This is a genomic window from Candidatus Lokiarchaeota archaeon (genome assembly GCA_014730275.1).
GTDB lineage: Archaea > Asgardarchaeota > Thorarchaeia > Thorarchaeales > Thorarchaeaceae > WJIL01.
Map to the genome: position 1 here is coordinate 32946 of WJIL01000082.1, position 14748 is coordinate 47693.

The window sequence follows — 14748 nt, forward strand, 5'->3', positions numbered from 1 at the left end:
ATAGGGTTCAGTATTACCTTTCTTGAAGAAAAACGATGAGTAAAACAGAGTATTAGCTGAAAATCAGTGTCTTTTTAGAATCGTGACGACCATATTATTCCCAAATCCCCCAATGTTGTGGCATAACGCAACTTCAGGGTTCTCAACCTGCAATTTTCGAGGAGCTTTCATCATGAGTTGATGAAGAGCATCATGAATTTGAGCCAAACCCGTAGCCGCTGTTGGATGTCCACGTGCTTTTAATCCCCCAGTTGGATTGACAGGCAATTTGCCATATACGTGGGTAACGCCGTCCTCTACTAGTTTGATAGCTTCGCCCCGTGACGCTATGCCTAGGTCCTCCATGTTTATGAGTTCGAAAACTGAGAAGGCATCATGAACCTCGCATACGTCAATGTCACTCGGATTCATTTGTGCCATTTTGTAGGCACGATTTCCAGCCTCTACTGTTGCTTTCATTGAAGTAAGTGACTGACGATGCTGAACAGCAAGATAATCTGTTGCATGTCCAACAGCGGCTATCTCTGCTGAACTCTCCATCAAGTTCAGTTTCCGGATTGTTTCCTCGGATGCAACGACAGCTGCTGCAGCTCCGTCCGACGTTGGGCAGCAATCAAACAGCGTTAGAGGATCAGCGACCTTTCTTGAATCACTCACCTGCTGTGGCGTAATTATTTTCTGAAAATGTGCGAGTGAGTTCTTCGAACCATTTTCATGAGCTTTTGCCGGAACCAAAGACAATTCTTCTCGGCTCAATCCATAATCGTGCATGTATCGTCGTGCCATCATAGCAGCTAATGCTGCAGGTGTAGCACCGTACCGAGTCTCATTTTCGTACGACATCATTTTCGCCAAAATACGAGAAGCAGTACTCCGTTTCACTCCGGACATCTTCTCGACACCGATGACAAGAACCACATTAGCTAGTCCTGCTTTTACAAGGGCAAATGCTTCTTCGAAAGCGCTAGCTCCAGAGGATGGCCCGGTTTCTACACGCGTTGCCGCAGCTGGAACAATACCAAGAGAATCAGCAAGAAGTGTAGAAAGATGATCGATACCAGTGAATTCAGCCGGGTTCTGAGAACCGACGATGAGGTAGTCAATCTCGGTAGCAACAGGCTCAGAATCCTCTATAGCTTTTTCAGCTGCATTCAGAGCCAGTTCTGTAATTGAATCCTTAAGAACGCCAAATCTCGTCATGCCAGCTCCTGTTACAAACGCTCTTGGCAGTAGAGTCACCTTCTATTCGATGATAGCAAGCAAGTCGCTGGGTGTGACCTTGGATCCCTCTTCGACATGAAGCTCTTTCACAGTTCCATCAGCTGGAGCCTTCATTTCGTTAAACATCTTCATTGCTTCAAGAATGCATACAGTCTGTCCTTTCTCCACAATATCGCCTACATCCACATGAACCTCGGTTATAGTTCCGGGCATAGGAGGGTATATGCCACCTGCTATTGCCTCAGCAGAGCTCTCGGAACCTCCCCCAGTAGATGAAGAAACCGGTTCCTCTCGCTTTCGTGACCACACTACTTCGTATTCGTGACCGTCAAGCTCTACCACAGCGTTCTTCCCTGACTTTTCTAATAGCTTTAGACTGTATTCCTTGGAAGTGTCACTAACAGACCATCCACCCTCATCATCCTGTTCAGGTTTGAGTGTGTAGCTCTGCGATCCAATCTTCACGACCAGAAGCCCACCTTCGTCCAGACGGTCTATATTTACTTCATGTTCTTTTCCATCGATGTCCAGTAAATAGTCTGGGCTCATTAGAAACCGCCTCGTTTTCTAGATTTCATAATCCGTTCCCGTCCATAGGCACTCCAGGCGGACTTCGAAGAGCCCCAGGATCCAGATGTGGATGTTGCTGATTTCGATTCCATAAGGTCAGCTCTCCCATTAAGTCCCCATGCATCACCTGCTTCTCTTCTGCCTTTTGCTCCCGGTCCAGTTCTCGAAGAGTAAAGGACTGCCGAAATAAGTGCGGCCTCAAGTTCTGGTGTCATATCACCTCGAGACTTCCGCTGAGCTTTCCGCTTCAGGAAATCAAGAGCGTACTGAGGAAACAGAGCGTATGACACTTCATCCCGAGGTTCATGCGGAATGTCCTTCAAGGCTTCTTTTGCCTTTGGAAGGCCTGGCTCCAGCATATCAGCGGGACGACAGTCAAGTGGCTCTTCATCTCCAATGGCCTTCTGCTGAATCTCAGGGTCTATTTCTGCAGGGGGTCGTCCATAGTAACCACGAATGTATTGCTTTACTTCGTGCGGAATCACCTTGTATCGCTCACCGGTAACAACATTGAGTGTAGCCTGGGTACCAACAATCTGGCTTGAGGGGGTAACGAGTGGGGGGTAGCCAAGTTCCGCTCTCACCTTTGGAACTTCATCTAGAACCTCGTCATAGCGATTCAAGGCACCCTGCTCTCTAAGCTGGTTGTCCAGATTAGATAGCATTCCGCCTGGAATCTGGAATTCAAGGACCTGTGGATTGACGCCCTTAAGGCTACCTTCGAATTGTTTGTAATTTCCCCAGATTTCTCGGAAGTAATCTGCGATTTCCGATAGCAGCTTGATATCAAGACCAGTATCACGAGGCGTTCCCTTCAAAGCTTCAACAATTGACTCCACGGCGGGTTGCGAGGTCCTCATTGATAGTGGTGATATTGCGCAGTCAACGACATCAACACCAGCCTCAGCAGCCTTGAGGTATGCCATTGAAGCCATGCCGCTTGTACTGTGTGAGTGGAGCTGAATGGGTATATCCAAATCATCCTTCAGCAACGTGACAAGCTCGTAAGCATTCTTTGGAGATATTAGCCCGGCCATGTCTTTAATACAAATCGAGTCCGCTCCCATAGAGTAGAGTTCCTTTGACTTCTCTACGAATTTCTCGTTGCTGTGATAGGGACTAAGCGTGTAGCAGAAACTGGCTTGAACATGACCCCCTTCACGATTAACAAAATCCATGGCCGCTCTCATATTCCGCAGATCATTAAGCGCGTCAAATATGCGGAAAACATCAATTCCTACCTTAACAGCTTCAACAACAAAGGCTTCAAGCACATCATCGGGAAAGTGGCTGTATGCAACGACATTCTGGGCTCTTAGAAGCATCTGAAAACGCGTATTAGGCATGGCGTCTCTGAGCTTCTCAACCCGCTCCCACGGATCTTCATCGAGAAACCGCATCATACTGTCGAATGTGGCCCCTCCAAACATTTCAAGAGACCAATATCCCACTTTGTCTATCTTCTCACAAATTGGGAGCATATCCTCAGTCCGCATTCTCGTTGCAAGGAGCGACTGATGTGCATCTCTAAGCGTGGTATCAGTAATCAGGAGATTCTTCATTACAACCATACCAGTATCTATTCATTGATTATATAGCAGTTCTGTTACGAAAAAGAATCATTATGATTTTTCAGAAACCTGGAAATTGCTAATATGGATCTGCTAATCCCTAATTCCTCCCAAATTGCGTTCCGCATTTCTCCGGGTCCCAATCCCTCAATACTTAGTTGATATATCAGTTCTTTCTCAGGGTCAGACATATGCCCGGCATTTCCTGATACCTTGTACATCATAGCAAGCTTACGCAATTTCTTTAACCGACTCAAAGCATGACGAAATAACGGTAATTGAGCAGCTTTTGTGATGTCAGCTTTCTTTGTAAAAACAATGCCATTATCCCGAACATATACATCCATTCCGAATGAGTCTAGAATCTTTTTGTAAGTCTCTGAGTATTCGATAGTAGAAATTCCTGGGCGCATACTACCCACCCAACCATCTCCATCTGCGATTCCTTGGATGAATGATTTTCTCCATTCTTCGGGGGATTCTACAATCCAACCTGCATTCAATCTACCCTGCTTGCTCCCTTCCAATTCAAAACCCAAAACTGACCTCTTCACCCAATTCAACAATGCTGAACTTTGGCTAATCCAGCAATACTTCTCACTTACGCGTACTTCACCCTTCCAGACATATTCACTGGATTTATCCGAAATGCGTCCCGATTCTAAGCCAAGACATCCTAAGTAGTAGCATGTAGCATCACCGAAATCACCACTCCATTCATATCTCTTGCTTAGATTCAACCCAAACCGCTCAATCATACTACCTCGATATAATGAACCATCGGAGCATAACACACCCAATGAGTACATGAAAGCTTCTTCTTTGGATACACGCCCATATTTCTCCTGCCATCTTTTCATTTCTCTATTCTCAATGGGTTTCAGCTGATCAAGAACCATCTTGACATCCTCTACAGTCTCGACTGTTTCAGGAACTTGAATCCAGTTGCTGAAAGACTTCCCTGTGACTTCTAAAGGTAGCCACCTGCAACCATCTCGAGGTGCCTTTTCTGGAATCTCACTAGCAATTCGAGGCAATCTTGGTAAATCACCATCCATCCACCGCTCTGCGTTCCTAGTGGCATTGATATGTTTCACCAAATCCCTCTTCAGTCCACCTTCAGGCAAAGCATCGACCAAAGCATAGAAGGAATTGGCATTTTTCTCGTGCATATTGAATCCTTTCAGACTCTCTAATTCTGGTTTGAGATGGAATGTATCCAGACGACTCTTCATTGCATCGAAGGTAAATGCTCCAGATAGTTTTCCTTTCAGAATCTTAGCTCTTGCGCTTCCGTCGTCTCTGTTCATCGCAACCTCCATCATGCGATAAATCTGCGGCAATTTGCCTTCGTGTATCCAACCCTCTGCCTTATTCCGTGGGATATTCATATCTCGTGATATTTGTCTGAGTTCTTTGGGGGTGATGCAATGATTACCGATACGAGCATTATATAATCGGAAATGTGCTCGCGCATCCATAATCCATTCTTCATAACTAAGATTCAGTTTTAGACCGGGATAATTATGTTCTAAAATTGATTCAAGTTCGTCAAAAGATGATACATAGATATTATGAACCATAGGTGGTTTCATTGCGAAGCTCCGTTTTTCTCCTCGTCCATCGCTAGATTCCATATGCTTCTTAGAAGCGGAGCTTTCATCCCTGTGCTCATTTTCTAGATCTTTTTTCTCCCCCGATTTCGAACAGTCATTGCCAAATTTGGTTGATATTTGGTTTGTATCGGCTCCTTTTTCTATTATCAGATTTGCTTCACTATGCCGAATATCGTTTGGCGCAAATCCATTTCTTGTATCCTCCTTACCTTTCAACCTTTTACTAACCGCTTCTGATAAGCTTTCAACAAAACATCTATGATATTTCCTTGCTCTAACCGATTCGCTAGTATTCAGTTTTGATATTTCATTATTACAGTCTGCAAAGACTGCCTCGGTATCTATTATTCTGCGTTCAGAATTTTCTCTAGGCCGGAATCTGGGAGTCAGAGTCGATACCCGTCTATCGATATCTGCGATGACTAAATAACACCACAGATAATTAAGGAATTTTCTTCCTGAGAAAAAGTACAGATTACCCGGTATTCATAATTATGCAACGACATTCTGGGCTCTTAGAAGCATCTGAAAACGCGTATTAGGCATGGCGTCTCTGAGCTTTTCAACACGCTCCCACGGATTTTCATCGAGAAACCGCATCATGCTGTCGAACGTAGCTCCCCCGAACATTTCAAGAGACCAATAGCCTACTTTGTCAATTTCTTCACATATTGGGAGCATATCCTCAGTCCGCATCCGCGTTGCAAGGAGCGACTGATGTGCATCTCTGAGGGTCGTATCCGTGATTTGAAGCTTTGACATTTTAAGCTCGGTCAACATCTCGAAACAGCCTATTTAGGACTATTGCTCGGCACCTGAGAAATTCGCAATTGGCAGCCATTTAGAACACGTGTTCCAAATTTTAGGTACAAACTGTGATGAATGAGGGCAAAATTTGAAAGCACAATTCAGCAGGCTCTATCAATATGTACAACGTACTATTTCCCTCACAAGTGTACAGATTTCCCTATGTTCTTCGAAGGTTTAATCGGGAGCAAGAAGTCGACAAAACGGTACTAGATTGCGGAGCTGGAGGCTCAAAGCCATCCCTAGCTCTATTTCATGAATTGGGTTACGAAACCCATGGCATCGACACATCTAATGAGCAGGTGAAGAAGGCTAAGCAGTTCTGCAAAGAGAATGGGCTTGAATTGGGCATTCAGATTGGTGACATGAGAGAAATCCCCTTTGAGAATGAAAGCTTCGGTCTGGTATACTCCTACAACTCAATCTTTCATCTTACCAAAGCCGATTCCGCCGAAGCGATGAATGAAATGAGGAGGGTGCTCAAAAAACCGGGATATCTATACGTGAATTTCCTTTCGGTGGAAGATCAACAATGTGGTCAGGGAGAAAAAGTGGGGCCAGGGGAATGGAAATCCACTGAGCACGGAGAGCCTACCGTGCATAGTTACTACAAAGATACTGAGCCGGAACAGTATTTTGAAGGAATGGAGATTCTCTTCAAGGAGAAGAGAAGTACCGAGTTCAGGGTCTTGCCTTATAGGATGGTTAGCCTAGAATACATTGCTGAAAAGACCTAGTATCATTCAGAGTGTATGTAAGATTCTACACAGCTCGCATATCTATTAGTTGATTAGTCAAGTAACCATACTATCACCATGAAAAAGGCCACATTAGGAGGAGGATGCTTCTGGTGTACCGAAGCGGTCTTCCAGCGACTAAAGGGAGTGCATTCAGTGACCTCAGGATATGCAGGAGGAGACGTAGCCAACCCAACCTATCAAGAAGTATGCTCCGGAAATACTGGTCACGCAGAAGTTGTTCAAATCGAATATGATCCAGAAGTAATAAGCTATGAAGAATTGCTTGACGTTTTCTTTGAAACACACGACCCCACTACTCTGAACAGACAAGGAAATGATGTGGGAACCCAGTACAGATCTATCATTCTCTACCACGACGAACAACAGAAAACAGCTGCAATCCAGAAGAAGAATGAATTGGACCAGAGGGACAAGTATGAAAGCCCCATAGTCACGCAAATCAGCAAGCTGGATGATTTCTATCCAGCAGAGGAATATCATCAAGACTATTATGAGAAGAATTCGGGGCACGGATACTGCAGAATTGTGATTGAACCGAAACTTGAGAAGGTTGAACAGACGTTTTCTCTGAAACTAAGTGAGTGAGATACTTTCCTTACTTTTGAGCAACTTCATTTCTTCTCAGATTACTCCGAACAGTGGAAATAGAGCTATCCCAGTCAAATAATTCACCACACATACTGAGTTATTTTATTAAAGTGAATGTCTTAGACCTATTCAGTCAATTAATGAACAACGGGAACTCAAAAAAAGCAAGGGACCAAGAAGGCATCGAATTGAAAGGCGACGCTATACACTGGAATAGCACTCTCGAATTCTTTCAGAGAATACGCCATCAAATTTCAGCGTTTTTCCCGTTTGTGTTTTCACAGCAATCTATCCCTCATATTATCAAGCATTATTCGAGAAGGTGGAATTGATTTGGAGAATCTAGAGAACAAGATGGCATTTGCACAAGCAGCCTTGGATAATGCAGTCTATGGAGTGGCGTTCTCAGACTCGCAGGGTAAGTTGACGTATGTAAATGACGCATTCCGTGAGATGTGGGGATATGATGAAAATGAAAAAATCCTGGGAACCTCAGGAATGGAATTTTGGAAAAGCAAGGAAAAAGCCCAGAGGATCATGAAAGAAGTTCGAGAGAAAGGACATTGGATTGGAGAGATTGCTGCAAAAAGACATGACGGCTCCACGATGCATGTGCAGTTGTCAGCACATCGAGTTATGGAGAATAATGTTCCAAGCGGTATGATGGCTTCATTTGTTGATATAACAGCACGAAAGAAAGCCGAAGAGGATCTTAGACAACTGAACGAGGAACTGGAAGAGCGGGTAGCAATCAGAACCCGCGAGCTTCAAGAAACAAACAAGAAACTGACTGAAAGAATGAAAGAGAGGAATACGCTACTGGCGGTCATTGATAACTTAAGAGACTATGACAAGTCTATCGAAGAAGCACTTCAGAATCTCATTACTCCAATAGAGAAAGGTTGGCAATATCCAAATTCCACTGCGGTCAAAATTGTATTCAGAGATAAGGAATATTCATCTAGCAAATTCAAAGAAACCCCATGGGTGCTTGAATCCTGTGCTAAAACACGTAATGGAGAAGAAATCAATTTCCAGATAGCATACTTGGACAAGAAACCAGAAGAAGAAATAGGCCCATTTCTTAAAGAAGAGCATAAACTCCTAGAGACAATAGCAAAAGAAACAGCTGATGCTCTGTCTGCAAGAAAAGTGTTGGATGCTCTTAGAGAATCAGAGAGTTTGTTGAGGATCGCCATTGAAAAGGCCGCAATTGGGATGGTGCGAGTTCGCCCCGATGGTACTTTTGTTTCGGCAAACAATGCATTCTGCGAAATGTCAGGCTATTCAGAAAAAGAGTTAATCAACATGAATTTTCAAGACTTGACACATCCAGATGACCGAGGCATCGGGGCCAAGGTTATGAGGGATATCCTTGAGGGGGGAAAAAAGACTGCATCTTTTGAGAAGAGGTATGTCCACAAGGATGGTCATGTATTTCATGTTGAACTACAAACGACGCTAATTTATGATGATGAAGCAGAGCCACTATACTTCTTCACGCAGGTTAATGATATTACCGAAAGAAAAATCGCACAACAGCAGCTGGAAAGGCTGAATAACGAGCTAGAGCAGAGAGTTAAAGAGAAAACAAAGCAACTTAAACAAGCCCAAGAGAAGTTGGTGAGAAGAGAAAGGCTCGCCGCCATTGGTGAGCTCAGTGGAGGCATTGCCCATGAATTGCGAAACCCCCTTGGGGCAATCAAGAATAGTGTTTATTTCCTGAAAATGGCGATTGAGGAACCTGATGAGGATATAGAAGAGACATTACAGATTTTGGAAGATGAGGTCAAACATTCAGTCGATATAATTGAGAGTCTGCTAGAATTTTCAAAGCCAAAGCCGCCCACTAGGATGAAGGTTAACATCAACGAAGTCCTGAATGGGCTGGTAGAAAAGACTGAAATTCCTGACAATATCAAATTGTCGATAGATTTCAAAGAAGAGGCTCCAATTCTGCTTGCAGACCCAGTCCAACTTGAGAGAGTGTTTGGTAATCTAATCGGAAATGCCATCGAGGCTATGCCCAAGGGTGGAAGGCTTGATTTGGCCACTGTGTGCTGCCCAGATGGAAAAATCCAGGTTAAAGTGAAAGATACAGGTACAGGAATACCAGAAGATAATCTAGAGAGTATCTTTGAGCCACTATTCACAACGAAAGCGAAAGGAATCGGGCTGGGACTGTCTATTGTGAATTCAATTGTTGAAGCTCATAGTGGTTCAATCAGTGTTGAAAGCGAAGTTGGAAGAGGCACTGTCTTTACTGTTGAGCTACCTCTTCCGGGGGCGAAATGAGATGAAAGACAAGGAAACTCGGATTCTGATTGTTGATGACAAGAAAAGCATGACTTCATCTATGTCACGAGTTCTTAACAGAATGGGATATGAAGTTGAAACTGCTAGCAGTGGACGCGAGGCAATTGAAATAGCGAAAGGACCAAAACAATTTGATATCGTATTCCTAGACATAAAAATGCCGGTCATGAATGGTGTTGAAACATACAAGAAGCTGAAAACAATAATCCCTGACGCCGCGGTTATTATGATGACAGCATATGCAGTTGAAGACCTTATTCAAGAAGCTCTTGAGGAGGGTGCCTTCGGAGTTATCTACAAACCACTTGATCTTGAGAAAGTGGGAAACAAAATAGAGAAAGCTTTAGAGATGGAGAAAGGGGCTCTAATACTCATTGTGGATGATGATCCTAATGTTCGAAGGAGTTTTGACAAAGCTCTAACAAAGAAGGGTTATTCTGTAGTTACTGCGGAGAGCGGAGAGGACGCGGTGGAATTAGCGGCCAAAGAAGAATTTGATGTGTTATTCATCGATCTCAGACTGCCTGAAATAAATGGCCTTGAAACCTATCTCAAAATCAAAGAGACGGATCCTTCGACTGTTGCAGTAATTGTGACTGCTTATGCACAGGATATGAATAAAATGGTTGAACAAGCACTTCTTCAAGACGCATATTCATGCATGCAAAAACCAATCGATCTTGCCGAGGTAAGCGATTTGGTAAATCTTGTCATGGAAGCAAAAAAGGAGTAGAATCCATTCATGGAAGCAATCGAGACTGAGAAAGCTTCAATACTGGTAGTCGACGATAATCGAAGTGTTTGTAGTGTTTTGAAGAAAATCCTCACGAGAAAAGGATATGATGTAAGGACAGTAGGTAGGGGAGAAAAAGCTGTCAATCTAGCAAAAAATCTAGATTTCAGAATTGCCCTCATTGATTTGAAGCTGCCAGATATTGAGGGTAGAAAGCTGATGGATAGAGTGGCGAAGATTGCTCCTGAGATGGATGTTATCGTGATAACTGGACATGCTTCAGTTGAAACTGCTGTAGATACTCTGACAAGCCGTGCGGTCTATTATGTTACGAAACCTATTGATATGGATCGTCTGCTTGAAGTTATCAGAAAAACCTTGGAAAGGCAAAGACTACAAAAGAAAAAGGAGGACACACTCAACCATTTGAGGGCCAAGAGTAACCAGCTTAGTGATGTTGTCCATACCATCTCTCACGATTTGAAAGCCTCACTCCAACTGATTATGAGCTATGCTGATTTGGCAAAAGCGGAGTGTGATAGTCCGGACATAGAAGCCATTGCCCAGCTAGCTGGCAAAATTACCGAGATGATGGACAGGTCTGTTAAGCTTGCAGATGAGGGATTAGTCGTTAAGAAAACAGACCGAGTGAATTTGAAACAAGTTGTGATGGAGACAGCGAGCACAATGACCACCCACGATGTTGAGTTCAGAATCGGACATCTACCAGTGGTCAAAGGTGATGAAACCAAACTTGCACAGGTTTTTCTGAATCTCTTCCGAAACGCCATTGAACATGCTCAACCTAATCACATTAGCGTTACAATGGTGGATTATGAGGATGAGCTTGACATTTTAGTTACCAATGATGGGAAACCGATTCCAGACGAGTATAGGCACAACCTATTCGACCGAGGGATATCAAGCAAAGGCTCCGAAGGTGGATTGGGCTTATTCATCGTCAGGCGAGTTGTTGAGGGGCATGGGTGGACCATTGAACTCGCTGACGAACCTGACACCACTTTCAGGATCACAGTCCCGAAAAATGAATTGGTTGTTTAGATTAAAGCAATCAGCAGCATGTTATTGGACATTTCATGAGTAGCATTCAGACATCAATCAAATGCAGGTGAAGGAAGATGCCTTCAGTCAGCTCTATATAGTCAGCAAATGGCTGAAAGAAAGAGGCACTTTCCAAGACTCAGGCGATGGACTACAGTATGCAAATACGAAGAGGAAAACCCAAAGATATCGAAGATGTAATTGAATTGAATCGGTATAGCTACGCAATACCCTCAGATGAAGATGAAAGAATGGAGAAATGCTTGAAAGAAATAGATGTTGCAAGTGAGTTCTTCATTGTTGAGAGGGATGGAAAAAGCCGCGCACATGCAAGAATGATTCCACTTGAGCAAAATGTTCGTAGCAGGTGGAAGAAAATGACAGGAGTAAGCATGGTGGCAAGTGCCCCTGAGACTCGCCGCCGAGGATACGTTAGAGAAATCATGCTTCAATCTCTGCAAGAACTGAAAGACGAGGGATATGGAGTTAGTATGCTCTATCCATTCAAAGACAGTTTCTATGCTTCGATGGGATATGTAAAGATGCCACCATGGTATACACTCACATTCAACCCAAGAAATATAGTATATTCCAAGATGCCTAGAGATTATCGAATTGAGAGAGTGGATTCGAAAACAGGATGGGAAGAATGCGAAGAGATTCATAACTATATCGCATCACGAACACATGGAGCCGCAAAGCGAACAAGAAAACGATGGAATGAACACAAAATCTGGTTTAGAGGTAATCTAGTTGTGGCTTACGGACCTAGTTCTATTCCAGAAGGGTACATGGCCTACAAACTCAAAGGTTATGGTCAATTTGGTGATAGAGACAAAGTCGGAACTATGAATATAGAGGAGATGCTTTGGAAGGATCCTAAAGCTCTCAGGGCATTGCTGCGATTCATTTCACTACATGAAGATCAAATCATCAAGGTCAAGATGCCAATTACGCCTTTGTCTCAGAATTACTACCACTGGATGCAGGGCATAAATGTCCCAAATGTGAAAGCTCGATTCATCACGATGGCAAGAATAGTCGATGTTGAGGAGGCACTCAATGGTATCCCAGTCAATAATCAAGGCTCAATAGCCATTAGGATAGTTGATAATCAATTCGAATGGAATACTCAAACGTTCCAGATTACCAGCCAAAATGGTGAGCTCTCGGTTGAACCCAAGGGTGATTCTGAACCAGATATCATAATGAGCATTGGCAGTCTCACTGCGCTACTGTATGGCTCTCTATCATGTGAAGATCTAAGAGGGCTTGATATGCTCAGAGAAGAGCCGCCAGGTTTTCTCTATGATTGGTTCCCAAAAACCCCAGCTTGGTTAATTGAACACTTCTGACTGAATTCCTAGAATAATCAGCAGCTAAATGGGCTCTCCCAGATGTTTATGGTGAATCTGAGGACTCTGAACGCCTGAGATGTAGTCCATGGCGAACCAAAGCAGCCTGCAGATTACGAAAATCAAATCCTTGTACGCAATCATAATCCCAGTATTGCTTAACTTGCTCAGTTATGTTATTCTCATTTGAAACGATACCAAGATTCTTTGCGGCTTTTTTCTCAATAGCGGTCAGATTCGGGTCAGCTTTCTCCCAGATTCCTCGCATTTCACGAAGAAAAATCCTCGTAGTTACAGGACCCACGCCCTTGAAATTCTGGAGATTCTGCTTCAATTCCCTAGGCGATTGACTTTTTTCATGCACATTCTGTATATCACCATCATATTCTTCAAGCAGCTCCTTGGCAATCGACTTCATGTAATCAGCTGTGATTTCGTCGTACCTTGCGTATCCACCAGCTCCATGTGTTCTGACCAAGGTGTAGTGCCACGCCGAATCAATGGCCTCAGGAGTAGTGAGCCCCCGTTTCTCGTACTCCCTGTATGTCCTTTTCGCGATGTCTGTGGAGATTCGACCCCCGAAAAGCACTGATGCAATGAACCATTTGAATGGCTCATGCTCAACGTCTATCCCCAATTCTTCTGAGAACAGCTGGCCCTTTTCTTCCAACAAAGCCTCCAAGTCCATTGAGAAATCACTTCCGACCTTTCTTCTCGCGATCATATCGTTCCCATGATTCAGCCGCGGATTCTTCTCCTCTTGAACGGAGCTTTTCTAGGACATAATCTCGTATCTGTGCAGTTTCTGTAACACTTTCAAATTCTGACTGGGCCGATCCTGCAACGCTTCGTGCAGTATCATACGAGGCCCCTGCCTTCACAGCACTCACAGTTATCTTCTCGGGCATGAAAGTCTCGCGTTCACCATTTCGCTTAACTACCTCCATCTTTTCTTTCACCTCCACGTTCTTTATGTTATTTTGACGTTTTGACCTTTTTATGTTTGTGATGAATAGTTTAGATTGTAGAACTAAGCAAAATCAGTTATATGAGATGAAGAAAACGGAAAGGTAGGAAAAGAACCTACCCTTCAAATTCTACAGCGGAATATTACCATGTTTTTTGGGAGGTCGATCCTGACGCTTAGTCTCGAGAATATCTAGCCCTCTACAAATCAGGGGTCGTGTCTCATGGGGGAAAATAACCTTGTCAATATAACCAAGGCCTGCAGCAACGTAAGGGTGCGCGAATTCTTCTCTGTATTCCTCTACGAGTTCCTCCCGCTTTGCTTCCTTGTCCTCCGCATCTCGGATTTCCTTTCGGAAAATGATATTGATAGCACCCTGTGGCCCCATAACAGCGATTTCTGAGCCGGGCCATGCATAGACCAAATCTGCACCAATATGTCGGCTACTCATCACATCATACGCTCCGCCGTAGCCTTTTCGTGTGATGATTGTGATAAGGGGAACCGTTGCCTCTGCAAATGCATAGAGAATCTTTGCCCCGTGCCTGATGATGCCACCCCACTCCTGTTCGGTGCCAGGCAAGTAGCCGGGGACATCCATGAACGTGATAACGGGGATATTGAAGGCGTCGCAGAACCGTACGAATCTCGAACATTTGTCCGAAGCATCGATGTTAATCGTACCAGCAAGATGCGCAGGATTGTTGCCAACTATGCCTACCGAACGTCCGTCGAACCTCGCAAAGCCAACCGTCATATTCTGAGCCCAGTGCTCATGAATCTCGAAGAAATCACCGTTGTCAACAAGCTTGGAAACAACATCACGCATATCGTACGGTTTGTTTGGATCTTGAGGGACAATCTCGTCAATCGACTCATCCACGTCATCAGGTGCATGACCAGTATCAACGAGTGGTGGATCCTCCAGGTTGTTCGATGGGATGAAACTCAGCAGCCTGCGAATCTGTTCAAAGCAATGATCTTCATCTTCGCTTACCAGATGCGCTACCCCACTCTTTGACGCATGCGTCATCGCCCCTCCAAGATCCTCAAATGAGACCTCCTCGCCGGTTACGGTCTTGACAACCTCGGGTCCCGTGATGAACATATGCGCGGTATCCTTCACCATGAGCGTGAAGTCCGTAACCGCTGGGCTGTACACCGCTCCGCCAGCACAGGGC

14 protein-coding genes are annotated in these 14748 nt (G+C 44.2%); 6 read left to right on the forward strand and 8 right to left on the reverse strand.

Annotation, left to right across the window (positions count from 1 at the left end):
* Positions 1-63: 63 nt before the first annotated feature.
* The 5 genes from GF309_09200 to GF309_09220 form a co-directional block, all read right to left on the reverse strand.
* A complete protein-coding gene (locus GF309_09200; protein ID MBD3158950.1) occupies positions 64-1239 on the reverse strand; it encodes a thiolase domain-containing protein in 1176 nt (391 codons plus the stop codon).
* A 3-nt stretch (positions 1240-1242) separates the two neighbouring features.
* Positions 1243-1770, reverse strand: coding sequence for a hypothetical protein (locus GF309_09205; GenBank protein ID MBD3158951.1), 528 nt, complete (start codon positions 1768-1770; stop codon positions 1243-1245).
* Positions 1770-3353: a pyruvate carboxylase subunit B gene (locus GF309_09210; GenBank protein ID MBD3158952.1), complete on the reverse strand. Its 1584-nt coding sequence runs from the start codon at positions 3351-3353 to the stop codon at positions 1770-1772. Before GF309_09210 ends, GF309_09205 begins: the two co-directional genes overlap by 1 nt.
* Positions 3354-3397: 44 nt before the next feature.
* Positions 3398-5194, reverse strand: a complete 1797-nt coding sequence (locus GF309_09215) for a hypothetical protein (protein MBD3158953.1) — start codon at positions 5192-5194, stop codon at positions 3398-3400.
* 276 nt (positions 5195-5470) lie between these two features.
* Positions 5471-5740: a hypothetical protein gene (locus tag GF309_09220; GenBank protein MBD3158954.1), complete on the reverse strand. Its 270-nt coding sequence runs from the start codon at positions 5738-5740 to the stop codon at positions 5471-5473.
* A gap of 164 nt (positions 5741-5904) precedes the next feature.
* Between GF309_09220 and GF309_09225 the strand changes: the two genes are divergently transcribed.
* The 6 genes from GF309_09225 to GF309_09250 all read left to right on the forward strand — a co-directional run bounded on the left by GF309_09225 (position 5905) and on the right by GF309_09250 (position 12600).
* On the forward strand, positions 5905-6522 hold the full coding sequence (locus GF309_09225) for a methyltransferase domain-containing protein (protein MBD3158955.1): 618 nt from the start codon (positions 5905-5907) through the stop codon (positions 6520-6522).
* Between the two features lie 78 nt (positions 6523-6600).
* Positions 6601-7131, forward strand: coding sequence for a peptide-methionine (S)-S-oxide reductase MsrA (gene msrA, locus GF309_09230; GenBank protein ID MBD3158956.1), 531 nt, complete (start codon positions 6601-6603; stop codon positions 7129-7131).
* 336 nt (positions 7132-7467) lie between these two features.
* The gene (locus GF309_09235; protein ID MBD3158957.1) at positions 7468-9429 is read left to right on the forward strand and encodes a PAS domain S-box protein; all 1962 of its coding nucleotides are present in this window, start codon (positions 7468-7470) and stop codon (positions 9427-9429) included.
* 1 nt (position 9430) lies between these two features.
* Complete coding sequence (locus tag GF309_09240; protein ID MBD3158958.1) at positions 9431-10183, forward strand: response regulator; 753 nt, start codon at positions 9431-9433, stop codon at positions 10181-10183.
* 9 nt (positions 10184-10192) lie between these two features.
* The gene (locus tag GF309_09245; GenBank protein MBD3158959.1) at positions 10193-11245 is read left to right on the forward strand and encodes a response regulator; all 1053 of its coding nucleotides are present in this window, start codon (positions 10193-10195) and stop codon (positions 11243-11245) included.
* Between the two features lie 146 nt (positions 11246-11391).
* Positions 11392-12600 carry a GNAT family N-acetyltransferase gene (locus tag GF309_09250; GenBank protein ID MBD3158960.1) on the forward strand — a complete coding sequence of 403 codons (1209 nt, stop codon included), beginning with the start codon at positions 11392-11394 and terminating at the stop codon, positions 12598-12600.
* A 46-nt stretch (positions 12601-12646) separates the two neighbouring features.
* Here the strand turns inward: GF309_09250 and GF309_09255 are convergent, their stop codons facing one another.
* From GF309_09255 to GF309_09265, 3 genes are all read right to left on the reverse strand, one after another.
* Positions 12647-13288 (reverse strand): hypothetical protein, encoded by a 642-nt coding sequence (locus GF309_09255; protein ID MBD3158961.1) that lies wholly within the window; start codon positions 13286-13288, stop codon positions 12647-12649.
* A gap of 7 nt (positions 13289-13295) precedes the next feature.
* Entirely contained in the window at positions 13296-13547 is a 252-nt protein-coding gene (locus GF309_09260) for an ATPase (GenBank protein ID MBD3158962.1), read from the reverse strand.
* 150 nt (positions 13548-13697) lie between these two features.
* The coding region (locus GF309_09265; GenBank protein ID MBD3158963.1) for a methylmalonyl-CoA carboxyltransferase at positions 13698-14748 on the reverse strand (1051 nt) is incomplete at its 5' end.